At 27.7% G+C, this 25,761-nt stretch carries 20 protein-coding genes; 10 read left to right on the forward strand and 10 right to left on the reverse strand.

Going from position 1 to position 25,761, the window contains the following annotated elements; genetic code table 11:
- Window positions 1–161 precede the first annotated feature (161 nt).
- Together serA and serB are read left to right on the forward strand one after the other, a co-directional pair.
- Entirely contained in the window at window positions 162–1,766 is a 1,605-nt protein-coding gene (serA, locus tag Q0K19_RS11770; protein ID WP_297248171.1) for a phosphoglycerate dehydrogenase, read from the forward strand.
- Between the two features lie 18 nt (window positions 1,767–1,784).
- The gene (gene serB / locus Q0K19_RS11775) at window positions 1,785–2,411 is read left to right on the forward strand and encodes a phosphoserine phosphatase SerB (protein WP_297248173.1); all 627 of its coding nucleotides are present in this window, start codon (window positions 1,785–1,787) and stop codon (window positions 2,409–2,411) included.
- A gap of 170 nt (window positions 2,412–2,581) precedes the next feature.
- Here the strand turns inward: serB and Q0K19_RS11780 are convergent, their stop codons facing one another.
- From Q0K19_RS11780 to Q0K19_RS11795, 4 genes are all read right to left on the reverse strand, one after another.
- Window positions 2,582–3,925 carry a citrate/2-methylcitrate synthase gene (locus tag Q0K19_RS11780; RefSeq protein ID WP_297248175.1) on the reverse strand — a complete coding sequence of 448 codons (1,344 nt, stop codon included), beginning with the start codon at window positions 3,923–3,925 and terminating at the stop codon, window positions 2,582–2,584.
- Between the two features lie 76 nt (window positions 3,926–4,001).
- Window positions 4,002–5,261, reverse strand: coding sequence for an NADP-dependent isocitrate dehydrogenase (icd, locus tag Q0K19_RS11785; protein ID WP_297248177.1), 1,260 nt, complete (start codon window positions 5,259–5,261; stop codon window positions 4,002–4,004).
- 108 nt (window positions 5,262–5,369) lie between these two features.
- Window positions 5,370–6,254: an Rpn family recombination-promoting nuclease/putative transposase gene (locus tag Q0K19_RS11790; RefSeq protein WP_297248179.1), complete on the reverse strand. Its 885-nt coding sequence runs from the start codon at window positions 6,252–6,254 to the stop codon at window positions 5,370–5,372.
- A gap of 183 nt (window positions 6,255–6,437) precedes the next feature.
- On the reverse strand, window positions 6,438–8,693 hold the full coding sequence (locus Q0K19_RS11795) for an aconitate hydratase (RefSeq protein ID WP_297248181.1): 2,256 nt from the start codon (window positions 8,691–8,693) through the stop codon (window positions 6,438–6,440).
- A gap of 175 nt (window positions 8,694–8,868) precedes the next feature.
- Between Q0K19_RS11795 and Q0K19_RS11800 the strand changes: the two genes are divergently transcribed.
- From Q0K19_RS11800 to Q0K19_RS11810, 3 genes are all read left to right on the forward strand, one after another.
- Window positions 8,869–9,399: a hypothetical protein gene (locus tag Q0K19_RS11800; RefSeq protein ID WP_297248183.1), complete on the forward strand. Its 531-nt coding sequence runs from the start codon at window positions 8,869–8,871 to the stop codon at window positions 9,397–9,399.
- A gap of 126 nt (window positions 9,400–9,525) precedes the next feature.
- The gene (gene mscL / locus Q0K19_RS11805) at window positions 9,526–9,996 is read left to right on the forward strand and encodes a large conductance mechanosensitive channel protein MscL (protein ID WP_297248185.1); all 471 of its coding nucleotides are present in this window, start codon (window positions 9,526–9,528) and stop codon (window positions 9,994–9,996) included.
- A 209-nt stretch (window positions 9,997–10,205) separates the two neighbouring features.
- Window positions 10,206–11,417 carry a dicarboxylate/amino acid:cation symporter gene (locus Q0K19_RS11810; protein ID WP_297248187.1) on the forward strand — a complete coding sequence of 404 codons (1,212 nt, stop codon included), beginning with the start codon at window positions 10,206–10,208 and terminating at the stop codon, window positions 11,415–11,417.
- A 95-nt stretch (window positions 11,418–11,512) separates the two neighbouring features.
- Here Q0K19_RS11810 and Q0K19_RS11815 read toward each other — a convergent pair whose 3' ends face one another.
- The 5 genes from Q0K19_RS11815 to Q0K19_RS11835 all read right to left on the reverse strand — a co-directional run bounded on the left by Q0K19_RS11815 (window position 11,513) and on the right by Q0K19_RS11835 (window position 17,116).
- Window positions 11,513–12,361 carry a hypothetical protein gene (locus tag Q0K19_RS11815; protein ID WP_297248189.1) on the reverse strand — a complete coding sequence of 283 codons (849 nt, stop codon included), beginning with the start codon at window positions 12,359–12,361 and terminating at the stop codon, window positions 11,513–11,515.
- A 20-nt stretch (window positions 12,362–12,381) separates the two neighbouring features.
- On the reverse strand, window positions 12,382–12,747 hold the full coding sequence (locus Q0K19_RS11820) for a hypothetical protein (RefSeq protein ID WP_297248191.1): 366 nt from the start codon (window positions 12,745–12,747) through the stop codon (window positions 12,382–12,384).
- Window positions 12,748–12,893: 146 nt separating this feature from the next.
- Window positions 12,894–13,604 (reverse strand): 23S rRNA (guanosine(2251)-2'-O)-methyltransferase RlmB, encoded by a 711-nt coding sequence (rlmB, locus tag Q0K19_RS11825; protein ID WP_014487713.1) that lies wholly within the window; start codon window positions 13,602–13,604, stop codon window positions 12,894–12,896.
- Between the two features lie 429 nt (window positions 13,605–14,033).
- Window positions 14,034–15,911 carry a long-chain fatty acid--CoA ligase gene (locus Q0K19_RS11830; protein WP_297248194.1) on the reverse strand — a complete coding sequence of 626 codons (1,878 nt, stop codon included), beginning with the start codon at window positions 15,909–15,911 and terminating at the stop codon, window positions 14,034–14,036.
- An 80-nt stretch (window positions 15,912–15,991) separates the two neighbouring features.
- On the reverse strand, window positions 15,992–17,116 hold the full coding sequence (locus Q0K19_RS11835) for a glycosyltransferase family 4 protein (RefSeq protein ID WP_297248197.1): 1,125 nt from the start codon (window positions 17,114–17,116) through the stop codon (window positions 15,992–15,994).
- Between the two features lie 161 nt (window positions 17,117–17,277).
- Between Q0K19_RS11835 and Q0K19_RS11840 the strand changes: the two genes are divergently transcribed.
- The 3 genes from Q0K19_RS11840 to Q0K19_RS11850 all read left to right on the forward strand — a co-directional run bounded on the left by Q0K19_RS11840 (window position 17,278) and on the right by Q0K19_RS11850 (window position 21,997).
- Window positions 17,278–18,210: a cache domain-containing protein gene (locus Q0K19_RS11840; protein ID WP_297248198.1), complete on the forward strand. Its 933-nt coding sequence runs from the start codon at window positions 17,278–17,280 to the stop codon at window positions 18,208–18,210.
- The gene (locus Q0K19_RS11845; protein WP_297248200.1) at window positions 18,179–19,510 is read left to right on the forward strand and encodes a bacteriohemerythrin; all 1,332 of its coding nucleotides are present in this window, start codon (window positions 18,179–18,181) and stop codon (window positions 19,508–19,510) included. The genes Q0K19_RS11840 and Q0K19_RS11845 overlap by 32 nt, the downstream gene beginning before the upstream one ends.
- A gap of 222 nt (window positions 19,511–19,732) precedes the next feature.
- Complete coding sequence (locus Q0K19_RS11850) at window positions 19,733–21,997, forward strand: methyl-accepting chemotaxis protein (RefSeq protein WP_297248202.1); 2,265 nt, start codon at window positions 19,733–19,735, stop codon at window positions 21,995–21,997.
- 4 nt (window positions 21,998–22,001) lie between these two features.
- Here the strand turns inward: Q0K19_RS11850 and Q0K19_RS11855 are convergent, their stop codons facing one another.
- Window positions 22,002–22,559 (reverse strand): DUF4416 family protein, encoded by a 558-nt coding sequence (locus Q0K19_RS11855; protein WP_297248204.1) that lies wholly within the window; start codon window positions 22,557–22,559, stop codon window positions 22,002–22,004.
- Window positions 22,560–22,757: 198 nt separating this feature from the next.
- On the opposite strand from Q0K19_RS11855, the gene Q0K19_RS11860 reads away from it, so the two are divergent.
- Together Q0K19_RS11860 and Q0K19_RS11865 are read left to right on the forward strand one after the other, a co-directional pair.
- Complete coding sequence (locus Q0K19_RS11860; RefSeq protein ID WP_297248206.1) at window positions 22,758–24,533, forward strand: SpoIIE family protein phosphatase; 1,776 nt, start codon at window positions 22,758–22,760, stop codon at window positions 24,531–24,533.
- Window positions 24,534–24,615: 82 nt separating this feature from the next.
- On the forward strand, window positions 24,616–25,587 hold the full coding sequence (locus Q0K19_RS11865) for a hypothetical protein (protein WP_297248208.1): 972 nt from the start codon (window positions 24,616–24,618) through the stop codon (window positions 25,585–25,587).
- Window positions 25,588–25,761 lie beyond the last annotated feature (174 nt).

Consider the following 25,761-nt stretch of genomic DNA (forward strand, 5'->3'; position numbering starts at 1 on the left):
AAAAGAAGCGAGAAAAATCCGCCTCGATAATTCATTATCGAGGGGCTTATAGGATTTTTCGAGCATAGTAATAAAAGAAGCGAGAAAAATCCGCCTCGATAATTCATTATCGAGGGGCTTATAGGATTTTTCGAGCATAGTAATAAAAGGAGAAAATTATAATGAAGGTTTTAATAACTGATAAGGTAAATGAATGCGTTAAGGATATAATAGCTGATGTTTCTGAAGCTGTATTTCTTCCTACTATGAGTGAAGATGAATTAGTTAAAGTTATTGGTGAATATGATGCTTTGATGGTTAGAAGCCAAACTAAAGTAACAAAAAGAATCATAGAAGCTGGAAAGAATTTAAAAATCATAGGACGTGCGGGGGTAGGAGTGGACAATATAGATGTTGAAGCTGCTACAGAAAAAGGTATAATAGTAGTAAACTCTCCTGACGGAAATACTATTGCAGCATCAGAACATACTATAGCATTAGTGCTTGCAGTATCAAGAAATATAGTACCTGCTGCAGTATCTACTAAAGATGCTAAATGGAACAGAGATAAATTCACAGGTAATGAGCTTTTAGGAAAAACTTTGGGTGTTATGGGATTTGGAAGAATAGGAAGAAAGGTTGTTCATATTGCTTTGGCTATTGGAATGAAAGTTATTGTGTATGATCCATTTGCTACAGAAGAAATAGTTCAGAAAGCTGGTGCTGTTTATGAAACTTCTTTAGATGAGTTTTTACCTAAACTTGATTATTTATCACTTCATATACCAAAAACTCCTGAAACAAATAATATCATAAATAAAGATAATTTATGCAAAATGAAAAATACTGCAATAATTATTAACTGTTCAAGAGGCGGACTTGTTAATGAAGAAGATTTAAAAAATGCTTTAGAAAATGGTACTATAGCAGCAGCTGCAGTGGATGTATTTGTAAATGAGCCTAAAATAGAAACTTGTCCTTTAGTTGAATATAAAAAAGATAATTTGATACTTACTCCTCACCTTGGAGCTAGTACAAAAGAAGCACAGATCAATGTTGCTTTAGATGTTGCTAAACAGATAAAACAGGTACTATCTGGAGGATATACTGAATCAGCAGTAAATATACCTTCTCTTAATCCTGAAAAATTAGAGCCTGTTAAAGATTACATGAAAATTTCAGAGAATGCAGGCGAAATGATAATGCAGACAGCTAATGGAAAAATAAAATTTCTTGAAATAACAGCTCAGGGTGATTTGATTAATTTAGATATTCAGCCTCTTGAGGTTGCTATATTAAAAGGTGCATTATCTTATATGTTCCAAGATGTTAACTATGTTAATGCTCCTTATCTTGCTAAACAAAGAGGTATTGAAGTAAAAACCATCAAGTCTGAAGCTCCTTCAACTTTCACAAGCATACTTAAAGTAAAATTGACAACTGATAAAGAAACAACAAGCGTATCAGTATCATTGATAGCTAAAAATATTGCTAGAATAGTTAAGTTCAATGATTATGATGTTATAATCAAGCCTCAGCCTCATATATTGATAGTACCTCATATAAACCAGCCTGCTATGGTAGCAAAAGTTGCAACAGTTCTTTCAGGCGATGGAATCAATATTGGTTCAATGAGCGTATCTGAAAATATTAAAGGAAGCAGTACATCTATAATGGCAATAAACGTTGATAGAGTTATTGGAAATGATGTTATAACAAAAATTTCTAATATAGAAGGCGTTCAAGATCCTAAATATGTAAGACTTACAGCAGAATATACTTTATAATTAATAGGATAAATAAAAATGAAATTAGCAGTTTTTGATTTTGATTCTACTTTAATGGACGGCGAGACTTTGGATATTATCGCAAAGGAAACTAATTTTGCTAAAGAGATTTCTGAAATTACAGCAAGAGGAATGAGAGGAGAATTAGATTTCTTTGAGAGTTTGCAAAGTAGGGTAGCTTTACTTAAAGGAATAAAATTAGAAACTGTTAATGAAATTTGCAATTCGCTTCCTATAATGAACGGAGCAAAAGAAATTATTGAAGAGCTTCATAAAAGAGATTATAAATGCGTATGTTTCTCTGGCGGATTCAAAAATGCTACTATACCATTTGCTAAGAAATTAAATTTAGATGCAGAGTTTTCAAATATATTTCATGTTAAAGATGATATGCTTACAGGAAAAGTTGGCGGAGAGATGATGTTTTCTGACAGCAAGGGAAATATGCTTTTAACATTGCAGAGGCTTTTAAATATTTCTTATGATGATACTTTAGTTGTTGGAGATGGGGCTAATGATTTGAGTATGTTTAAATACTCTAAAAATAAAGCTGCTTTCTGTGCTAAAGAGATTCTAAAAAAAGAAGCGAATATTGTAATAGATAAAAAAGATTTAACTCTTATATTAGAAAAATTGGATATTTAGAGTTAGTGTAAAATATTGAAATAAAAAAAGAGGCTTTTTAAGTCTCTTTTTTTATTATTTTTTTAATTTAAAATAAATATTCAAATGAATATAAATTTAAACTACATAAAAAAGGAGCCTTATATAAAATAAAACTCCTTTTAAAAATCTTTATTAGAAATTATATTTTATTATCTTTTATCCATGCTTATAAACTCTTGAGGTTCTATAACATTTTTATAAGCAGGTCTTATTATTCTTCTGTCATCGAAATTAAGCTCTTCTATTCTATGAGCACACCAACCAACAATTCTTGACATAGCAAATAAAGGAGTATAAATTTCTTTAGGTATTCCAAGCATGTCGTATATGAATCCTGAATAAAGGTCAACATTAGCACATACTCTTTTTTTCTCTCCTTTTACTTTCATAAAGCATTCTACAGCTCTTTCTTCAATTAATTCTAAGAATTGAAGTTCGCATTCTTTTTTCTTTTCTTTTGCTAATTGTCTAGCCAAGTCTTTTAATATAACCGCCCTAGGGTCTGATAAAGTATATACGGCATGTCCCATACCATAAATTAAACCGCTATGATCATAAGCTTCTTTATTAAGCATTTTTGTAAGATAATCATCTATTTCATTTTTATCTTCCCAATTATCTATTACTTCTTTTAAATGAATAAACATGTCCATTACTTTAGCATTAGCACCTCCATGCAAATCACCTTTAAGAGAACCAATACCGGCAGATATGCTTGAATATGTGTCTGTTCTTGATGAGCTTGTAACACGTACTGTAAATGTAGAGTTATTACCGCCGCCATGATCAGCATGAAGTATTAGAAGTAAATCAAGCATTCTAGCTTCTAAAGGACTAAATTCTTGTTTAAGCATATACAAGAAATTTTCTGCTATAGAATATTTTGGTTGTGGAAGTGTTATAGTTAAATACTTTTGATTAACACTATATTTATACATGTTATAAGCATAAGCAATAACTGCTGGGAATCTTGCTATTAATTGTATAGACTGAAGCATTAAATTATCCAATGATAAATCTTCAGGGTTAGGATCATGAATATACATTTCAAGTACGCTTCTTGAAAGAATATTCATAATATTTTGTCCTTCCAAATCAATGATATTCATAATTGTTTTTTTATCTAAATACATATTTTCAGCTATGAGATCTCTGAAGGATTGAAGCCTTTCCTCATCTGGAAGTTTACCAGAAAGAAGTAAATAACAAACTTCCTCATATCCAAAACGATTATTTTTTAATATGTCTTCAGCTATATCATTAATACTGTAACCTCTATAGTATAATTTACCATCTATAGGATATACATTTCCATTTTCATCTTTTTCATAACCTACAACATCACCTACATTAGTAAGTCCTACAAGTACCCCTGTTCCGTCTTCATTTCTAAGCCCTTTTTTCACATTATATTTTTGAAAAAGCTCGCTATCAATTTTTATACGTTTACTGGAATGATCGTATAGTTTATAAAGTAGATATTCTTTTTTCATAATAAACTCCTTATAAATTTATTTTGATTTATAAAATATAATGTATATTTTACGTGTAAAAATAATTATGAATCAATTATATTAGAGAAATAATTTTTTCTCCAAACTCTTTAGTACCAAGAGGCTTTCCATTATCCATAAAGTTTGCCAAATCTTTAGTAGCATAACCGCTTTCAAATGACTTTTCTAATGCATTTATTATCATATTAGCAGCTTCATTCATATTTAAATATTCCAATGCCATAACAGAAGAAAGTATTAATGAACAAGGATTAGCTTGATTTTTTCCGGCTATATCTGGTGCTGTTCCATGAGTAGCTTCAAAAATAGCATGTCCTGTTTTATAATTAATGTTTCCGCCTGGAGCTATTCCTATTCCTCCAACCATAGCTGCTAATTGATCAGATATATAATCACCGTTTAGATTTAGTGTAGCTATTACAGAATAGTCTTCAGGTTTTAATAATGTATTTTGTAAGAATGCATCGGCTATATTATCTTTTATTATTATTTTTCCGCTTTCTTTAGCTTCTTTTAATTTTGCTTTTGCTTTATCTTCACCTAATTCCTTTTTTATTTCAGCATATTCTTCCATAGTGAAAGTTTTATCAGAAAATTCTTTTCTAGCAAGTTCATATCCGTATTTTTTGAATCCGCCTTCTGTGAATTTCATTATATTACCTTTATGAACTAAAGTAACAGAAGGAAGTTTATTTTCAATAGCATATTCAATGGCTGAAGCTATTAATCTTTTAGAACCTTCTTCAGATACAGGCTTAACTCCGAAAGATGAAGTTTCTGGGAATCTTACTTTACTTACACCCATTTCATTTTTTAAGAAGTTGTAAAATTTCTTAGCTTCTTCAGTTCCTGTTTTCCATTCTATACCAGCATATATATCTTCAGTATTTTCTCTGAATACCACCATATTAACTTTATTAGGTTCTTTTACAGGTGAAGAAGTACCTTTAAACCATCTTACAGGTCTTAAACAAACATAAAGATCCAAAGTTTGACGAAGTGCCACATTAAGAGAACGCATACCTTCACCAACAGGAGTATTTAAAGGTCCTTTTATACCTATAAGATATTCTTTAAAAGTATTTATAGTTTCATCAGGTAGAGGAGTTCCTAATTTTTGCTGTGCCTTATCTCCGGCAAGCACCTCAAGCCATTCTATAGATTTCTTGCCGTTATATGCTTTTTTTACAGCTTCATTCACAATCATTTGAGATACTGGTGTAATTTCTGCACCAACTCCGTCCCCTTCTATAAAAGGAATTATAACATTATCTGGTACTATTAATTTACCGTTTTTCATTTCTATTTTACTCATATTGAAATCCTATTATTAATTACTTTTTATTTTTATAAATGCTATTTATATTAAAAATAATATATTTAAAGTTATAAATGTTTTATGATATTTTTTATATTAATAGTTCTACAGATTTTTTATTTCTTCTATGCTTAAACCTGTATATTTAGATATAGTATTTACATCTACTTTATCATTTTTCATATTTTTTGCTATTGCTATTTGGTTTTCTTTAATACCTTCTTTAATACCTTCTTTAATACCTTCTTTAATACCTTCTTCTTTTCCCAATCTTCGTTCTTCTTCCAACATTATTTGATTACCATATAAATAAGCCTGTCTTTTATCATATTCATTCATCATAAGTCTATCTTTTATAAAATTATTATATTTTATTTGTACTTCTTCCATTATAGTTTTTTCTTTAACTAATTCAGACATAATTGCCTCCTTATCATCTTTTTCATTCATAGTAAAAAATTTAAGCCAGCAATTTAAATCAGGCTCTAATGAATTAGACTTAAACTTTTTTATTTCTATAATATGAATTTGTAAATGGTCTGTAAGAAGTCTTTGATTAAAAGTATCATAAATCATATAGCAGGAATGAATGTTATCAGCATCATCTAAATTAAAATTAAGTAAATTTATACTAATTACTGGAGTTAAAACATCGTATTTTTCACCATGCTTTAGAAGTTTACTATAATTAGATGCCCAATAATAAAGTATTCTTTCTGGAAATCTTGAATTTCCTTGAAGCTGAATTTCTATTATAACAACAGTTCCATTTTGAGTTATACATTTTACATCTGCTATTGTTTCTTTATCTTCATAGTTTTCTTTATAATTGAATGGCGTAAGAATTTCTACTTCTCTAAAAGTTTTCATGTTAGAATCAAGCATTATAGAATTAATAAAGTCAAGTAGTATAGTATTACTGTTGGCAGATGAGAATAAATATCTCATAAAATAATCATTTAATACATTAATATTTCTTGTTCCATTCATAATTTTATTATACCAATATTTCCAATTTTTATAAAGCTAAAATACATTTTATTATTAATGATTAATTTGCATGCTGATAAGTTCAAATTAATCATCATTTATAATATATATTTTTTAATAAAATTTTTAGTTTAAATATTTATTATTTATTGTCAATAATGTCAGCACTTAACAATTTTATAATTAATTTTTCATTAAACTATTTAATGCTCCTCCATTTTTAAACCATTCAATTTGTGCTTCATTATAAGTATGCACTGCTTCAAATGTATCTTCACTGCCGTTTTCATGAACGACTTTAATAGTAATATTTTGCTTAGGTTTGAAATTATCAAGTCCTAATATAGTTATTTTATCTTTTTCCTGTATTTTATTGTAATCTTCTTTATCTTTAAAAGTTATTGCAAGCATACCTTGTTTTTTTAGATTAGTTTCATGTATCCTAGCAAAACTTTTAGCTAGAACTGCTTTTACATTCAAAAATCTTGGCTCCATTGCAGCATGCTCTCTGCTTGAACCTTCTCCGTAATTTTCTTCTGCTACTACTATAGAAGATATATTTTTATTTTTATATTCTTTTGCTGTTTTTGAAACTTCTTCATAATTGTTATTTAATTGATTGAATACATAGTTTGTTTTATCATTAAAGAAATTAACAGCACCCATTAACATGTTATCTGAAATATTCTCTAAATGTCCTCTGAATTTTAACCAAGGTCCTGCCATAGATATATGGTCTGTTGTACATTTTCCTTTAACTTTTATTAGTAGAGGCATATTATTAAAATCATTGATATTAAATTTATCGAAAGGTTTTAATAATTGCAAACGTTTTGAATCTTTATCTATTATTATTTCTACTTTACTATCTGGACTGCTTTGTCTTTTTTTATTTTCTGTGCTAAGTCCATTTTTAGGCAAAGCAATTCCTACAGGTGCATCAAGTTTTACTTCTTTTCCCTCTTCATTAGTGAGAGTATCTTTTAATGGATTGAATCTTAAATCTCCTGCTATACTCAAAGCCATTACAGTTTCAGGAGAAGCGACGAATGCATGAGTATTAGGGTTGCCGTCTGCTCTTTTAGCAAAGTTTCTATTGAAAGATGTTACTATTGAGTTTGCTCTTGTATTATCAGGTTCTTGTCTGTTCCATTGTCCTATACAAGGTCCGCATGCATTAGTCATTATAACAGCACCTATTTTTTTGAAATCATCAATTATGCCATCTCTTAAAGCAGCATTATATGAGGCTTCAGAACCTGGATTTATTATTATTTTTGATTTTACTTTTAATTTTTTTTCTATTACCTGACGGGCAATAGAAGCAGCCTTGCTTAAATCATGATAAGATGAATTAGTACAAGAACCTATTAAGCCAACTTCCATAGCTGTAGGATATTTATTTTCTTCTACCTTTTTAGCAAACTCACTTATAGTGCAAGCTGCATCTGGTGTAAATGGTCCATTTAAGTATGGTTCTAATTCAGACAAATTAATTTCTATTATTTTGTCATAATATTTTTCTGGATTATTATATACTTCTTCATCAGCTTTTAAATTATTAATATTTTCATCTGCAAGTTTTGCAATTTCTTCACGTCCTGTTGAAATTAAATATTCTTTTATATTATTATCATAAGGGAATATTGAAGTAGTAGCTCCAACTTCAGCACCCATATTACATATTGAAGCCTTTCCAGCAGCGGATAGGGTAGAAGCACCTTCTCCGAAATATTCTATAATAGAATTAGTACCGCCTTTAACAGTTAAAATACCTGCTAATTTTAATATTACATCTTTAGCACTAGCCCAGCCATTCAATGAGCCAGTCAATTTTACCCCTATTATATTAGGTATTTTTAATTCCCATTCCATACCAGTCATAACGTCAACTGCATCAGCTCCGCCAACGCCTATAGCAAGCATTCCAAGTCCTCCGGCATTAGGTGTGTGTGAGTCAGTTCCAATCATCATACCTGCTGGGAATGCATAATTTTCTAAAACTATTTGGTGAATTATTCCAGATCCTGCTTCCCAAAAACCAAGTCCATATTTTTTAGCAACGCTTTCCAAAAAATTATAAACTTCTTTATTTGTATTAATTGCGTTTTTTAAATCTTCTTCAGCACCTTTACAAGCCTCTATTAAATGATCGCAATGTATTGTTGCTGGTACTGCAGAAGAAGTTTTTCCAGCATTCATAAATTGAAGTAGTGCCATTTGAGCTGTAGCATCCTGCATAGCAACTCTGTCTGGTCTAAAGTCCTCATAATCTTCAGCTCTTTTAAAATCTTTTATATCATTTTCATTATATAAATGTGCGTATAAAATTTTTTCAGATAATGTTAAACTTCTGTTTAATTTAGATTTTATATTATTAATTTTATTAGAATATCCCTTATAAAAATTTCTTATCATTTCTATATCATATACTTCCATAATTATAACCTTCTTAAAATAAATATTGCTATAGAGTATTACTATATAATAATATTATGTTTTTATCAATACTTTTATAATTTTTTTATATTTATTGGGAACTTTTATGAAAAAAGCACGTCTAATAAAGCAAATAGAAATTAGAAATTATTATTTTTATTTAAGGAGATTTAAAATGAAAACTAAAATATTATTATCACTTTTTATAATTAGTTTAATATCATCAATTGCTTTTGCACAGCCTCCTGTAGCAGATCCAGCTAAGGAACCTAGATACAGATATGAAGCTGCTCCAAGAGATAGAGAGCCAGTTCCTCCAGCTCCTAGAGATAGAGAACCTGTTCCTCCAACTCCTAGACATAGACCTGGAGCAAGAGGTGATATATACAGAATGTGCAGAAATGCTGGAATATATTTGACAGATCAGCAAATCGATGAAATGAGCAAAATATTTTATGAGTATGAATTAAAAATCAATGATTTAGAATATCAAAAAAGAAATATTGATTATAAATTCAAATTAGAAAGAGAAAAAATTGATATTGATTTAAACTTAATAAAAGATTTAATCAATCAAAAGAAAGATTTAGAAAAAGAGATAGATTATCTTAGAATTGAAAAAGATGTTGCTGTTTTGGATGTTCTTACAGATGAACAATTAGCACAATTAAACAGCTACAGAATGAGATACTATTATTACAGATAATAAAATAGAAAACTGATTTATAAAATATATATACGAGGTTTATTGAAAAATTGGGGCAGTATTTTATACTGCCTCTTTTTTATTTTTAATATATAATATAATAAAAAATATTATTGGGATTTTATTATGATAAAAGAGTTTAAAAAATTTATTATGAGAGGAAGCATATTGGATATGGCTGTAGGTTTGGTTATTGGTGCAGCATTTACAAAGATAGTTAATTCTTTTGTAGATGATATATTAATGCCTCCAATAGGCATGATATTAAGCGGTATAGATTTTTCCAATATATTTATAGTGATAAAAAAAGGTACTGATGCTATTGGCAATTATAATTCTATAGAAGCGGCTAGAAATGCGGGTGCTGTAGTAATAGGAGTGGGTGTATTTATTAATACTATAATAAGTTTTATAATAACTGCTTTATCTTTATTTATAATAATAAAATTATTCAATAAAATACAGGAAAAAGCTATTAAAAAAGAGAAAGATGACAAAGCAGATAAAGAAAAAATTTGTCCTTATTGCTGTTCAACTATAAATATTAATGCAGTAAAATGTCCGAATTGTACATCTGATTTAGTTGTTAAAGAATAATTAGGTATATTTTTACATTTATGAGAATTTTGTTTACATAAATTATTATTTATAGTGATTTTTTATCTTTTTTAAATATTGTATATAGTAATGTAGTATATATTAAATAGCATTTTATATATAAAATAATTAAAAAAATGTACTATCTATTTACAGATTAGTTTTTTTGTATATACTATATAATATACACTATTAATTAGGAGAAACTAATGGAAAAAAAATTTAAACTCGGTCTAGTTCCAAGACTGATTATTGGAATTTTGCTTGGTATATTTTTTGGACAGCAATTTATACCAGAAGTAATATCTAGATTAATCGTTACTCTTTCTGGAATTTTTAGTTCTTATTTAAGTTTCGTAATACCTTTGATGATTTTAGCTTATGTAACTATGGGTATAGCAGGTTTAAGAGAAGGTTCAGGTTTTTTATTGGCTGTAACATGTGCATTGGCTTATGCTTCAACTCTAATATCAGGTACGGCATCTTTTACAGTAGCTTATAATCTATTCCCTAGCTTTATGAATTCGGAAGATATTCAAAAAATAGCTGAAACTGCAGGAAAGTCTTTAGAGCCTTTTCTCTCTTTGAAATTTCCGCCTATACTTGATACTTTATCGGCAGTTTTATTTGCATTCATATTAGGATTAGGTATTTCTACTTTAAGAGCAAGTGAAAATAAAATGGGAGATTATTTGTATAACTCTTTCGGTGAACTATCTAATATAATAGACAGAACTTTAAGAATTTCAATAATACCATTCCTGCCTCTTTATATTTGCGGTACTTTTGTAAATATGACTAAAAGCGGACAAACATTTGTAATATTAGGAATATTGTGGAAAGTATTCTTAGTTGTAATATTAATGCATTTCATATATTTAGTTATAGTATTCTTTGTTGCAGGAGCTATAGGAAAGAAAAGTCCGATATTTCTTATCAAAAATCAAATACGCGGATATATCACCGCTTTAGGTACTCAGTCATCAGCTGCCACTATACCTGTAAACTTGCAGTGTGCTGAAAAAGACGGAATATCTGAACAAATAAGAAACTTCGTAGTACCTCTTTGTGCTAATATACACATGGCAGGCTCTATGATAACAATTACAGCATGTGCTACTGCTGTATGTTTAATGAATCAAATACCTATTTCTTATACTATAGTACTTCCTTTCATTCTTATACTTGGTATAGCTATGGTTGCCTCTCCAGGTGCTCCGGGCGGTTCCATAATGACAGCTTTGCCTTTCCTCTATATGGTAGGATTAGGTGCTCCAGACAGTCCTTTATGTGCTATAATGGTTGCTTTATACATTACTCAAGACTCATTCGGTACAGCTTGTAATGTATCCGGCGATAATGCTTTGGGCGTTATAGTTGATACAATTTATAAAAAGAAAGTTGTAAAAACAGACGCATAAGTTTGCTATATATTTTAAAAGCCGCTTATTAATTAATTTTAATAAGCGGTTTTTTTATATTATTAATTATTGTATTAAAATGTGAAATATAATAATTAATCTAAGTTCAAATCTATTACTATATCTATTTCAGTTATGGAGCACTTTAATTTTTTAGCTATTTCTTCTTTGCTTAAGCCTTGTTTATATAGCTTAATTATATCATCATTTTTATTATAGTCTTTTGCAGTATTGTCTAATGGTTCATTAACTAATGCTATAGTTTTATCTTCAATAGGCTTATCATATATAGCCATATTTGTTTTAATAGTTCTGTCTAATTTATTTCTCAATTTTTCTATAACTTCTCTTCTTGCTTCATCATCTATTGCTTTAGCTGCAGTATCTATATTATTTTTTTTAGGTTTAGGTTTAACAACTTCTTCTTTTTTCTCTTGCTTTTCTGCTTTTTCTATTTTTTCTGTATTTTCTTTTTTTTCTGCTTTAGAGTTTATTTTTATATTATCATCTTCTACTCTTACATCCAATTTTTTATTTTTAGTTTCATTGTTCATTACAACATTCTTATTAGATTCTGTATTTTTAGGTTCCTGTACTGAAACATCAAGTTTTTTTTCTTCTTGTTTATTTGTGTTCTCTTCTGTTTTTATTTCTTCTTTTATAGCAGCTGTATTATTAATATTATTATCTTTTTTGCCATTTTGTAAATTATTTAATTCTTTTACCAATCTGTTAGCTCTTACTATAGAATCTTCCAATATTGATATTCTAGATAAAGCTATATTATTGAATTCTTTTACCAATGCTTCTATTTCTTCTCTGGCTTTTGACATAGTTTCTTTTTCTAATCTTTCTCTAGCTTTAGAAACTATATAAATATAAAACAGCGGTAGGGTAACTGCTAATATAACTATATTAATGATTACAGATATTACAATTTGCATAATTAGATATTACTTATTTATTATCCCAAAAAATCTATTTTAGAACCTTTAGTTCGCTCTGTTGCTGAAACCTCTTCTATTTCTATAGTATTGTTTCCTTTGTTATCATCAGTATCATCTGTCATTCTTTTTTTATTCTTTTTTCTATAGGACATATATCCTTGATCTTTGGGTCTTTGTTCATCTTTTTTTTCTTTAACCCTAGTTTCATCAGATATATTTTCAGACTTTACAACTGTTGAATCTTTTATATAGGAATCTCTGTGTATATCTCTATCTTCCGACTGCATTGCAATAGTTTTTGCAGCCATTCTTGTATGCTCCATACGTCCTATATGCGATTGCTGCATATATAATTGTTGCAAGTCTAAAGGTGCTATAGGCATTTTAAATCTCCATATATTATGCCTTAAATTTTATATCCTATATATTTAATATATACTTTTTTACTATTATTGCAAGTAAAAAAATAAATATATACATTATTATATAACAATATTAATTAATATTTGATAAAATATAATTAATAATATTATTTATAAATAGAGTAGGCATAACCTATAATAGCAGATGCGGCAGATACATTCAAAGAATCAAAATCTGTAGCAGAATTTATTATAACGCTTCCATCTGAATTTTTTTTCAATATATCTCTGACTCCGCTATGCTCATTGCCTAATATAATTGCAGTAGGAGAATTGAATTTAAAATCCTCTAATGAAGTTTCTCCTTTCTCGCTTGCATAATATATCCAAAAGCCTTTATCTTTCATCAAATCTATAACTCTATTTAAGTTTGTTTCTATGGATATTGGCAAATGATATGCAGCCCCTTCTGATATTTCATAAACTTTTTCATTGATTGGTGCTGAATTATCTTTAGGCATTATAATTCCTGCCACATCAAAAAAGTATGCATTTCTTATTATAGCTCCTAAATTATGAACATCAGTTATAGAATCCAATATAAATATTAAAGGATTTTCTCTTTTTTCAAATGCTTTTTCTATAAAACTTTCTATACCTATTTCAACATTTTCTTTTATATCAGCAGCTATTGAATAAATTTTGCCTACAATTTTTTCCATTTCATTTTTATCAACATTTTTTATTGGCACTTTCTTTTTTTCAGCCAATTTTATAATGTCTTTTTCTCTTTTTGAAACAGGAAATTTTATATATAAAGTTTGAACTAAATCTTTTGAAATGGCTTCAACTATTGTGTTTTTGCTTGTTATGAACATTATTTACTTTCCTAAATTTTTATTTTAATTATATATTAAAAATAAATTTTTTAAATATTTGTATAGAGAGTACAAAAATTATAAATATACATAACAACTATATTTTATAAAAAAATAAATTTTTAACTTTGTAATTTTTTTGTTGTTTTTTTTCCCGCCGCAAAAAGAACCAAAAAGTGGAAGTGTAACATTAATACTAAATTATACTAATTTTGTTTTATATCTAATATAAATTATTAAATTTAAGCTAAAATATAGCCATTCACCTGCCGTAGGCACACTTCGTGAGGCGGGCTTCGCCTGTGCCAATACCATAGGCACTTCTTTCAGTCGCAAAAGAACTGGGAGTTCGGTGGCTAGTCCTCGAAAATAATAGAAATATAAAAACTAATTTTTACAAACTTAAAAAATTTCAGTATATATTAGGAATTATTTTACTTTATCATATAAAGCATCTATTTTATCTTTATATGCTTCCATAACATTTGCTCTTTTTATTTTCAAAGATTGAGTTAAAAGCCCATTTTCTATTGTAAACTCTTCATCTGTGATTATCATTTTAGCTATAGCTTCATAAGGTCTGAATCCATTTTTATAATTAATTAAATTATCCAACTCTTCTCTCATTAATTTATAAACATCTTTTGAAGATGCAAGAGTTTTTTCATCATAATGAATTTTTTGCTTATCAAAATGTTCTTTTATATTTTCTTTATTTATTACTATAATTGCACCAGTAGAAGCCTTATCCTGTCCTACAAGCATAATTTGAGAAATATAAGGAGATTCTAATGCTTTATTTTCTATAGGCTGAGGCTCTACATTTTCCCCTGTAAGAAGTACTATAGTTTCTTTTGCTCTTCCTGTTAAAACTATTTCTCCCTGCTGAGTATATGTTCCTAAATCTCCGGAATTAAAGAATCCGTCAACTTTTGCCTGCTTAGTTAATTCTGGGTCTTTATAATATTCTTTGAAAATATTCGGACCTTTTATATAACATACTCCCATAACTCCATCTTCACAAATATTTCCTTCTTTATCTCTAACTTCTATTTTTACCTCAGGCACAGGAGCACCGCAAGTTCCTCTATAATTTTTGAAAGGCGATCTCAATGTAACAACTGGAGCAGTTTCCGTTATACCCCATCCTACAACTAAATTTATTCCTACAGCTTCAATAAAGTCTTCTATATACATAGGTAAAGCTCCGCCTCCTGATATAGTAAGACGCATTTTACCGCCGGTTAATTCTTTTATTTTGCTGTATACCATTTTTGTAGCCATTTTATGATAAATAGGGTCAAACATACCTATACTATATTCTGACTTTTTATCGCTTTTATGTTCATCGCCTAATAAATAAACTAAATCATTTTGAAATCTTACGCTTCTTATATATTTTATAGATCTTTTTATTAAGAATTTGGCAAGATTTCTAGCGAATGTACTTTTCCTATCTATATTTTTCATTACAGTATTATATATATTAACCCATATTGCAGGTACGGAAATAAATATATCAGGTCTTTCTTCTGTGAAATCATTTTTTAAATATCTTTTATTTGTGATAGCTGTAAAACAACCTGTTATAGCTGTTACATAGGATATTGTTCTTTCATATATATGCCAAATAGGAAGTATAGTAAGAAGTTTTTCACCTGGCTGCAATTTTATTATATCTGGAAGAACTCTTACATTATGAAGTATGTTTCCATGTGTAAGTATAACTCCTTTTGGTTTTCCTGTAGTTCCTGAAGTGTATATTATAGTTGCTGTACTTTCATTGGTTAATTTTGATGCTTTTTTTATAGCGAACTCTTCATCGCCATTTAAACTTTCTTCTCCAAGCTCTAAAAACTTTTCAAAAGAATAAATATTATTATCAGGATCATGTTTAGAACTATCAAGAAAAACTATCAATGATAAATCTTTATGATGTTTTTCTATCTTTTTAAAAACATATTCATTTTCTACTAGCACTGCTTGAGCTTCACTATGTTCTATTATATAATTTAATTCATCGGATGTAGAGTCTATACCTCTTGGAACATCAGCAGAGCCTAATGCTAAAAGAGCCATATCGGATATAAACCATTCTATTCTATTTTCTGAGAATATTGCAACATGCTTTTTGGATAATCCTTTAACATCGAATGCTTTAGCGATAGCATTTACTTTATCATAAAGTTTTTTATATGTAATTGTAACTTTTTCTTCGTTATTATCTCTATATCTATAGGCTGGGCTTTGAGGCATTTTATGAACTGTTTCAAAAAAAGCACTAGGTATAGATGTGTAATTTTTCATAATCTCTCCATAATAAATTCTAACTAATTAACTATAAAATGATACATAGTCAATTATAACTATAATACATATTAGAAATATTACAAGTGATTTACTATATATTTTATTACATTTTCACTATATGATGATACTGTAAAGATATCTAATATTGATTTTGATGAGTTTATGATACTGTTTTTTATATTTTTATCTCTATATGCTAATGACATAGCATTTACTATTTCGTCTATATTTTCCATATTGCAGCTGATAGATAAATCTTTAACTATTTCGTATACTCCGGATTTATTTGATATTATAGATATGCATGATGAGTATAATGCTTCTATTACAGTAAGTCCGAATGGTTCATTTATAGCAGGCATTACTAAAGCATAACTTTTATTTAATAATTCTTTTTTTTCTTCATCGCTTACAAAACCTTTAAATATAATATTATTATTCATATTTAATTTTTCTGTGAGTTTTTTTAAATTATTTTCATGTCTGCCTTTTCCAGCTATTATAAATTTTAATTCTTTATCTTCTATCTTTTCAATGAATGATTTAAAAGCAATAATGGCATTTTCTAAATTTTTAGGTTTTTCAATTCTTCCCACATATACAAAATGCTTTCCTTCATTAATAGGTATAATATTTTCTGTATCAGTTGTGCATGGATATATCACTTCAGCTTCTCTGTCATAAACTCTTTTTACTGCTTCTTTAGTTCTTATACTATTTGACATTATATAATCTATTTTACTTACACCGAGTCTATCTAAGTACATTGTATATCTTGCAATTATATCCCAAGTCTTTTGAAGTTTTTTATAGCTTTCATCATCATGCCCGTAAAGTCTCACGCTAGGTTCATGGCAATACCAAAAACTTTTAGGAAGTTTAATATTATTTTTTTGTGCATACTTTGAAGCAAGCCCAAAGAATATAGTTGCTGGAAAATTATGTATTAAAACGGCATCATAATTTATTAATTCATTTGCTAGAAATTTGGAAGTTTTATTAAATATAAAAGGATTTAATTTTATATCAGTTTTTATTTGTTTTATATAATTTGGTATATTATCTCTTAATCTATAAGTATAAATAGTTATTTCTATATTTAAACTATGACAGTATTTTGAGAATGCAAGTATTACATTTTCAGCACCGCCGTTATATCCAAAAGTAGGATGAAGTATAGCCAATTTTTTTATATTATTCATTTTATCAATAATAATTTATTTTTTATAATCTTACAATATTATAAACATAAAAATATTGATTTTATTAAAATATATAATAATATTTTGATTGTATGTGAAGTTTGATTTAATTTTACAATTATGATATAATGTAGTTCAAATTTTATAATAAGGGTTACAAAATGAAACTTAATAGTTTAACATTTAAAATACCGCTTATTATGGGACTTTCTATTACATTATCAATATTTGTAATAACAGTTATAATGTTTTTAATATCATTGAAGTCTGTTGATATAGCGGCTCAAAATGGATTTGAAACTACTGCTGCTGCCTATGAAGGTACAGCCAATCTATGGATAGAACATCAAAAATCAATAATTGAAAGCTTTGCTACTAATGAAAGTATAGTCAATTATTTATTATCTGCTGATGAGTATAATACTCAGCTTGCAAGCAATACTCTAATAGGATTTAAAAATTATAGGAATGCATCATTGCATTTTACAATTTTAAATAGAGAAGGCAAAGTTCTTCTTGATTCGGAAAATGGTTCTTTAATCAATTATAATAATGGTTATGATGCAGATTTTTCTTTGTATAAAAATCAAACTGAAAAAATGGGAATTGTTAAATCTTCAATAACAGGTGATGTTGTTTATAAAATGTATGCTGATATTAAAGATAATAATGGAAATGTTATAGGAGTTTTATCATCTCATATTGACTGGTCAGATTTTATAAAGCATTATATTTCATTTGCTAAAATAGGAAATACAGGAAATATAATGATAGTTGATGAGGATAAAAATATCATTGCCCATAAAGATGAAAATAAAATTCTAAACAGCTTAAAAGATTTTAAAGCTCTTGATGATATGACTGTATTAAAAAAATCTATTAAGCATTATAAAGATAATGATAATAAACTTTATATGATGTATTTCAGCCCTATAATATATCCTCATTGGTATATAGTTGCTACTATAGCTGAAAGTGAACTTTATAATCCTGTAAATAATATGTTAAGACATCCTATATATAGCTGCCGTTTTGATTCTTTTATCTATTATTATGATTTGGATGTTTTCAAAATATATCACATCTCCTATTAAAGAGATTGTTAAAGAGGCAGATAATATTGCAAATGGTGATTTAACTACTGTAATATCTAAAAAACATTTGAATAGAAAAGATGAAATAGGAGATATTTTAAATAGCTTTAATAAGATGAAAAAAGTTATAAAGGATATTATTAAAGTTGTAAATTCAAATATATCTCAAACAAAAAGAACAGCTTATAGTTTATATTATTCAAATAAAGATTTGTCAGAGAGAACTATATCACAAGCATCAGATATAAATGCTACAACATCATTTATGAAAAATATTTCTCTTTCTATAGATGAATCAACTAATGATATGAAATCTATGAGCGATGGCATGATAGATGCTAGAAATGAAATAAATAATGCTGGTTCTATAATATTTGATACTGCTAAAAATACAGAGCTTGTTTTTGAATCCAGTAAAAAGATAGGAGATATTATAAAGATAATTGAGGATATAGCATTTCAAACTAATATATTGGCTTTAAATGCTTCGGTAGAGGCAGCAAGAGCAGGAGAACAGGGAAGAGGATTTGCTGTTGTTGCTTCTGAGGTTAGAAATTTGGCATTGAATACATCAGAGTCAGCTAAGAATATCACTTCTTTAATAGAAGATAGTAATGATAAAATTAAAAAAGCCACTGATTCCGCTAATATGTCCCAAAAATTATTCGTTGAAATAGAGAAAAAAATAGAAAACACTACAAATATAATGAAAGATGTAGTTGTAAAGATTAATAAACAGCAGGAAGATGTTTCTAAAATTAATAATTCTATGCTTAGTATAGATGCCAAAACTAAAGATAATGCCGATTTAGTTGAGCTTATGAAACATTCTTCATCAGAATTAGAAAAGCAAACTAATAATTTCTTTAGTGCCATAAGTTTCTTTAAAACAGGTGTTCATCATTTGGATTGGTCTGAAAATTACAATACTAATAATGAACATATAGATGAACAGCATAAAAAATTATTAAATTTTATTAATGATATATATTCTGCTATATATGAAGAGGATGCTGAAAGAGTAAAGAATGTATTTAATATGACATTGGATTATACAAAATATCATTTTTCAGATGAAGAGAAACTACAAAAAGAAAATGCTGATAGGTATAAAAAAATAAAAGAACATTTTGAACAGCATAGAAATTTCGAAAATTTGGTGACTAGAAAAATAGATGAACTCAATACTTCAAATGACTGGAAAAATACAGCTTTAGATATGGCAAATATCCTAAGTAAGTGGCTTATTCAGCATATTGGGGTTTGGGATAAAGAATTTGTAAAAATGGTTGGAATATAGTAATAAAATTTTATATTATATACGATATTATTAATAAAAATATTTTGTAATATAAAAAACTTTTATTATCTTTTAATTATATAATTAATTAAAAGATATGGAATATTATATGCTTATTAATAATTAATACTTGTAAGAAACATGTTCTATGTTGAAATTATTTTTATAAGTGTTATTATTTTATTTATACATTAAAATTAATAATATACTTTGGGAGAAACTATGAAAATATATAGTTTAAGATTTAAAATACCTGTGCTGTTTATAACAGCTATAGTTTTATCTATATTACTTAGTCTTGGTGTGGCATTGTTTTTTAGTACAAAAGCTATAGATGATGCTGTTGAGAGCGGATTTGAATCTACATCAATTTCTTATAGAAATTTAATTAATCTTTGGCTAGAAGATAATCATTCCTCTATGGCTAATTTTGTTACTTCTCAGGCATTAATAAATTTTTTACTCAATACTCAAGATGAAACTTTAAAAGTTAGTGCTGAAGAGGCATTAAAATATTTTAAGACATCTAAAAGATCATTCATTAATTTTATATTATTAGATTTAAATGGAAATGCCATAATAGATTCTGAAAATGGCATTCTTAATAATGTAACTATGGATAGAAATGATGAAGGTTGGAAAAAGTTTGTTTCTAGCGGATATAATTCAGGCGGAGAGGCTAGCGTAAGTAAATCAGTTGCCACAGGAAATCCTACATATAGAGTATGGGCTGGAATAAAAGATAATACAGGAAAAGTTATAGGAGTATTATCTGGAAACGTAGATTGGGGCGATTTAATTAATGGATATATTCTAAATGTGAAAATAGGAGAAACTGGAAGAATATCTATAATAGATGGCAATAAAAAAATATTGGCTCATAATGATAGTACTAAAATTTTAACTACTGCAGGAAATAATATTCCTTATGATGAAGTTTTTAAAAATAAAAATGGTATAATGCATTATAAGGATAGTGCTGATAATCAAAAATATTTAATGTCATATTATAATGTAGATAACACAGATTGGTATATTATAATAACTATGTTGGAAAAAGAGTTATATTCTTCATTAGGAAGAACTATTATATTCTCAATATTATTTGGTATAGCTATAATAATTATTGTAACAATTATTATTGTAGGATTCACAAGAAGATTAACATCTCCTCTTAAAGAGGCTTTAAGATTAGCTAATTTAATATCCAAAGGAGATTTAACTTTTGAAGTAAATAATAAATATTTCGGAAGAAGAGATGAGACAGGAGAATTAATAAAAAGTTTTGATAATATGAAAACATCTATAAGAGATATTATAGATGTAGCCAATTCAAATGTTGCTTTAACAAAAAGAACAGCTTATTCTTTATCATATTCAAATAAAGATTTAGCTACAAGAACTTTGAATCAGGCATCAGATTTGGAAAAGACAGCTGAAGCTACAGAGGAGATTTCAAGTACTATAAAGAAAACTGCAGAAAATGCTGCTATCATTAATGATATGATGATAGATGCAAGAAATGCTGTAGAAGAAGCTGGAAGTATTATTGCTGAAACAGCTCAAAATACTAGTCAGGCATTTGAATACAGTCAGAAGATTAGCGGATTGGTAAAGTTCATTGAAGATATAGCATTCCAAACTAATATATTAGCTTTAAATGCTTCAGTAGAGGCAGCAAGAGCAGGAGAGCAAGGAAGAGGATTTGCAGTTGTTGCTTCCGAGGTTAGAAACTTGGCTCAAACTACTCAAAGCTCTGTTAATAATATTACTTCATTTATTACAGAAAGTAATGAGAAGGTAAAAAAAGCAACAGATTCTGCTAATATGTCAAGAACTTTATTTGAGGATATAGAAAGTAAAATAGAAGAAACTACAAGAGTTATTGCTGATATGGCTAATACTACTAAAGAACAGCTAATAGGTATAGATAGTATAAATAATGCTATGTCAAATATGGATGCTCAAACTCAAGGCAATAGTTCATTGGTTTCATCTATGCATGAATCATCTAAAGAACTTGAAGAACAAATGGAAGAATTATCTAATGCTATGGCTTTCTTTAAAGTAGGAGCTAAGAAATTAGAGTGGCTTGATCAGTATTATACTCATAATAAAACTATAGATGGTCAGCATGTACAAATTATAGAATATGCTAATAAAGTTCATTCAGCCTTATATAATGGTGTAAAAGAAGATGTTGATGAAGCATTTAAAGGTGCTATTAATTATACTAAATACCATTTCTCTGAAGAACAAAAAATACAGGTTGCTAATAAAGATAAATATCATAAGATTAAAGAACATTTTGAAGAACATAGAAAATTTGAAAAAGCTATTGATGATCAATATAAAGCATTTAAATCAAGCAGCGATTGGCGTCAGATAGCCACAGATTTTTCAGAGCTTTTGGCTAAACTCTTAATAGAACATATAGGTGTATGGGATAAAGAGTTTGTAAGAATTTCTGGTATACAAGATTCTTAAAATATTATTTCCAATTAGAACCGAATGGAGAGCTTTCTATAAGTCTATTGTAGAAAAGCTCTCTTATTTTATTTAAAAACTTTTTTGTTTCATCGCTTGAATAATCGGCATAAGTCCATTCTAATTCTGTATAACCTTTTTTCTTTTTGTATATAAGAGTTAAATCTGCAAATACTCCGTCTTTTAAATATATTCTATGTGTGAAGTTTTTATTTGTAACTAGAATGAAATTTTCTAATGTTAGAATGGCAGGGTCTATATTAATTTTTCTATTGTTATTTTCATCTGAATATTCTTTTTCTATACCGTCAGTAATTTTTTTCACATCGCTTATATAATCTCTTTCTATCATATTCTTAAATACTATAAACCTTTTATTTAAAGATTCTCCCATCTCTTCTTTATAATAAGCAGAATGTGAAAATAAATATTCATCACTTATAACTTCAATTTCACCAAAATTATAAATAAGTTTTTCTAATACAGAATTATATATATCTATATCATTATACATTAATGCAGTAACAAGAACTGCCTTTGATTGTTTCAATACTTTACTCATAGTTAATATATTATATTATTTTTATTTATATTTCTATAATTTTTATTGTTAATTTTTTTATTAAAATATTGTTATTTATTGGTTTATGTATTAAAAGTGGTATATTTCTCAAATATAAAAAGATTAAATATAGTTGACTATAAAATACACTATGATATAATAAAATAGTATATACTAACTAATATATTAGAGGTAATTGTGGATATATATGATATAGTCGACGACCCGGAAAAGCAGTTGGAAGTATTTTCTGGAATTATAAAAAGAATGAATGCAAGTAATGATCATGATGAAACTTTGATTACTATTATATCTGAAATAAAAACTATAATGTATACAGATTCTATACTATTATATTTAGTAGATCAGGAATTATATAATTTGCATTATGAAATGTCCATAGGTCCTCTTGGAAGCAAATTTTTTGGAAATATTATAGACTGTGAAAAACCTTTAGCAGTAAGAGCATATACTACATCTTGCTCTTTATATTCCAATGATCCTCAGGAAGATTCTGCATTTATACCTATGAAAGAGATTCTAGGCGAGGAATTAAAAAATATATTATTTGTGCCTTTAAAAGTTAGAAAGAAAAATATAGGCTCTTTATTTTTAATAAATAAAAAGAATGGCAAATTTATAGAAAAAGATACGGTTGTAATGTCTTTATTTGCCAATCTTGTATCTTTAGCTTTAGTTAATAAAATGGTATATGACAGAGCCCAGTCCAGAGCTTATGAGGTTGGTGCTTTGTATCAAATGTCAATATCTATCAATAAATGCGAAACTATAGAAGAAATACTTAATGATAATATTAGTATAGTTTGTGAGGCATTTGAAGTACATAGAGTATCTGTTATCTTAAAAGAGAATGGAGTTTTCAAATTCAAGGCAGGCATTGGTATTGATGAGAATGTGCTTAAATATGGTGTTGTAACAGTTGATGACAATGTTCTTTCTGAAGTGCTTCGTACAGGTAAGCCTGTTTATTCTATTGATGTAGATAGAGATATTAGATTCAGACCTAATAAAAATCTTAGATATACTAGAAATAGTTTTATGGTTGCACCTATAATTGGAAAAGATGAGATTATAGGTTTTCTTTCCGCTACAGAAAGAAATATAAATAAAGCATTTAATTTAAGTAATTTATCACTTTTAGAAATGCTTGCTCAGCAGATTGGTGAAAATTATATGCATGTGCTTTTATCTGAAGAATCAAAAATAAAAGAATCTTTAACAGAGGAAATTAACTTTACAGAACAGCTTCAAAAAAGTGTACTTCCTAAAGAATTCCCAAGCAATGGATTATTTGATATTGCGGCAGTAAGTATACCTAGTAAGAATGTAGGCGGTGATTTTTACGATTATATAAAGATAAGCGACACTAAATATGCTCTTGTTATTGCTGATGTATCAGGAAAAGGTTTAGGGGCTGGATTCTTTATGACTATGACTCGTTCTATTTTAAGAGTTTATTTTTCTGAAATGGACGATCCTTCTAAAATATTGGAGTCTACTAATAAACATATATATAAGGATTCTAATAATGGCATGTTTGTTACTTGTTTTCTTCTTGTTATTGATACAGAAAATAAAACTATTACATATTCTAATGCCGGACATTTATCCCAATTCTTAATAAAGAAATATTCTATTAGTACTTTAGATTCTATACATGAATTGCATACTCATGGAAAGCCTTTAGGATTTATTGAAAATGCCACTTATCAGAATAAACAAATTTCTTATTCTAGTTCTGATACTATTATATTATTCACAGACGGAATAACAGAAACTTTCAATCAATCTGAAGAAGAGTATGGAGAAGAAAGATTAAAAGAACTTCTTAAAAATGATTATGATAATGCTAAAGAACTTTTAGATGATATAGTCAATGAAACAATTTCATTCAGAGGAAAAACTCCTCAATTTGATGATATCACTCTTTTGGTTGCAAGATTATTAAATTGATTTTTTCCTATTATAAAATTTTTTGTTGAAATAAATATCGCTTTATAGTATATTGTACCAATATTCTGTAGGGGGTTTTTTTATGAAAAAAATATTTTTATTAATCACTATTATATCTTTAATTATAATTCAATGCGGTAATAAAACAGACACAAAAACTAATACTGCTAATACAAATGAGACAGTACAGTCAGAAACTATACCAGCAACAAAAATATTATCACAAGCAGATGCTGCATTTTTAGATAAAGTAAAAAATAAAATAGTAATAGACGGAGATTATCAATATACTTTTACGGAGAATGGAGATTTAGAATATATGGATTCTCTTTTGATATTTGAATCTTCAAAAGATGGAACAAATGCTTATTATTATGAAACTTATAATATACAAGATAAATATAAAGAAGGACCAAGCAATATAGCTACAAATTATAGAGGCTTTTCTGTAATAAATGGAATTCTTTATGAAGATAATTATCAAGGTTATGAAGGCGATCCTATTGAAACTATAATGGTTAAATGGGAAAAAGAAAATTATTACTCTAATTACTATTACAGAGAAGTAAAAGAAAATCCTAACTTTGATAATTTTCCTTATGAGAATAAAGCAGATGTAACTTTCGATGAGTACAACAGAATAGCAAGGGGTATGTTAATATCAGAATCAGACTATAAACTTGAAGAAGTAGGGGATATTAGCGAGTATAATTTTGATAATGTATATACAAATGGTTATAATGCTTCTATTGAATTAAAGAAAAATGATGACGGAACATTCTATTTCTATGCTATTAATGTAACTAAAGATATAAACGGACAAACAGTAACTAATATTCAAAGTACAGATATTAATAAAATGGTATTATCAGAAAATCAATATGTTGAGCCTTATTGTGAAATATTTGGAAATTCTATGCAATATGGAGAAGTTTATGGTGCTGATGGTACATATATGATAGATATAACTCCTATAAGTTCAGATGCTTTAGTTTTAGTTGAAAATAATGGAAGCTATGGATTCAGCGGAGTTTTTAAAAAGAAATCTAATTAATTATATTTAGTTTGAAATTATAAGGCTTTATCAATTACTATATTGGTAGAGCCTTTTTATTTTATAAATATTTTTTGATATATATAATTAATAACACTGTTTAAGAGCCACAGATATTGCACACTTTTAGTTTAAAAAAAGTAGGTATCCCTTATAATTTAAATTGCTAGAAAT

Origin of the sequence: uncultured Brachyspira sp. (assembly GCF_944393015.1) — a bacterium.
Lineage (GTDB): Bacteria > Spirochaetota > Brachyspiria > Brachyspirales > Brachyspiraceae > Brachyspira.

Excerpts from the sequence above, each read along its gene's own strand:
- Q0K19_RS11790 (WP_297248179.1), bottom strand. The coding sequence starts at position 6,254 with ATGAATGGAACAAGAAATATTAATGTATTAAATGATTATTTTATGAGA.
- serA (WP_297248171.1), top strand. The coding sequence starts at position 162 with ATGAAGGTTTTAATAACTGATAAGGTAAATGAATGCGTTAAGGATATA.
- Q0K19_RS11810 (WP_297248187.1), top strand. The coding sequence starts at position 10,206 with ATGGAAAAAAAATTTAAACTCGGTCTAGTTCCAAGACTGATTATTGGA.
- Q0K19_RS11780 (WP_297248175.1), bottom strand. The coding sequence starts at position 3,925 with ATGAAAAAAGAATATCTACTTTATAAACTATACGATCATTCCAGTAAA.
- Q0K19_RS11845 (WP_297248200.1), top strand. The coding sequence starts at position 18,179 with ATGTTTTCAAAATATATCACATCTCCTATTAAAGAGATTGTTAAAGAG.
- mscL (WP_297248185.1), top strand. The coding sequence starts at position 9,526 with ATGATAAAAGAGTTTAAAAAATTTATTATGAGAGGAAGCATATTGGAT.
- icd (WP_297248177.1), bottom strand. The coding sequence starts at position 5,261 with ATGAGTAAAATAGAAATGAAAAACGGTAAATTAATAGTACCAGATAAT.
- Q0K19_RS11850 (WP_297248202.1), top strand. The coding sequence starts at position 19,733 with ATGAAAATATATAGTTTAAGATTTAAAATACCTGTGCTGTTTATAACA.
- rlmB (WP_014487713.1), bottom strand. The coding sequence starts at position 13,604 with ATGTTCATAACAAGCAAAAACACAATAGTTGAAGCCATTTCAAAAGAT.
- Q0K19_RS11800 (WP_297248183.1), top strand. The coding sequence starts at position 8,869 with ATGAAAACTAAAATATTATTATCACTTTTTATAATTAGTTTAATATCA.
- Q0K19_RS11835 (WP_297248197.1), bottom strand. The coding sequence starts at position 17,116 with ATGAATAATATAAAAAAATTGGCTATACTTCATCCTACTTTTGGATAT.
- Q0K19_RS11830 (WP_297248194.1), bottom strand. The coding sequence starts at position 15,911 with ATGAAAAATTACACATCTATACCTAGTGCTTTTTTTGAAACAGTTCAT.
- serB (WP_297248173.1), top strand. The coding sequence starts at position 1,785 with ATGAAATTAGCAGTTTTTGATTTTGATTCTACTTTAATGGACGGCGAG.
- Q0K19_RS11795 (WP_297248181.1), bottom strand. The coding sequence starts at position 8,693 with ATGGAAGTATATGATATAGAAATGATAAGAAATTTTTATAAGGGATAT.
- Q0K19_RS11840 (WP_297248198.1), top strand. The coding sequence starts at position 17,278 with ATGAAACTTAATAGTTTAACATTTAAAATACCGCTTATTATGGGACTT.
- Q0K19_RS11865 (WP_297248208.1), top strand. The coding sequence starts at position 24,616 with ATGAAAAAAATATTTTTATTAATCACTATTATATCTTTAATTATAATT.
- Q0K19_RS11855 (WP_297248204.1), bottom strand. The coding sequence starts at position 22,559 with ATGAGTAAAGTATTGAAACAATCAAAGGCAGTTCTTGTTACTGCATTA.
- Q0K19_RS11820 (WP_297248191.1), bottom strand. The coding sequence starts at position 12,747 with ATGCCTATAGCACCTTTAGACTTGCAACAATTATATATGCAGCAATCG.
- Q0K19_RS11815 (WP_297248189.1), bottom strand. The coding sequence starts at position 12,361 with ATGCAAATTGTAATATCTGTAATCATTAATATAGTTATATTAGCAGTT.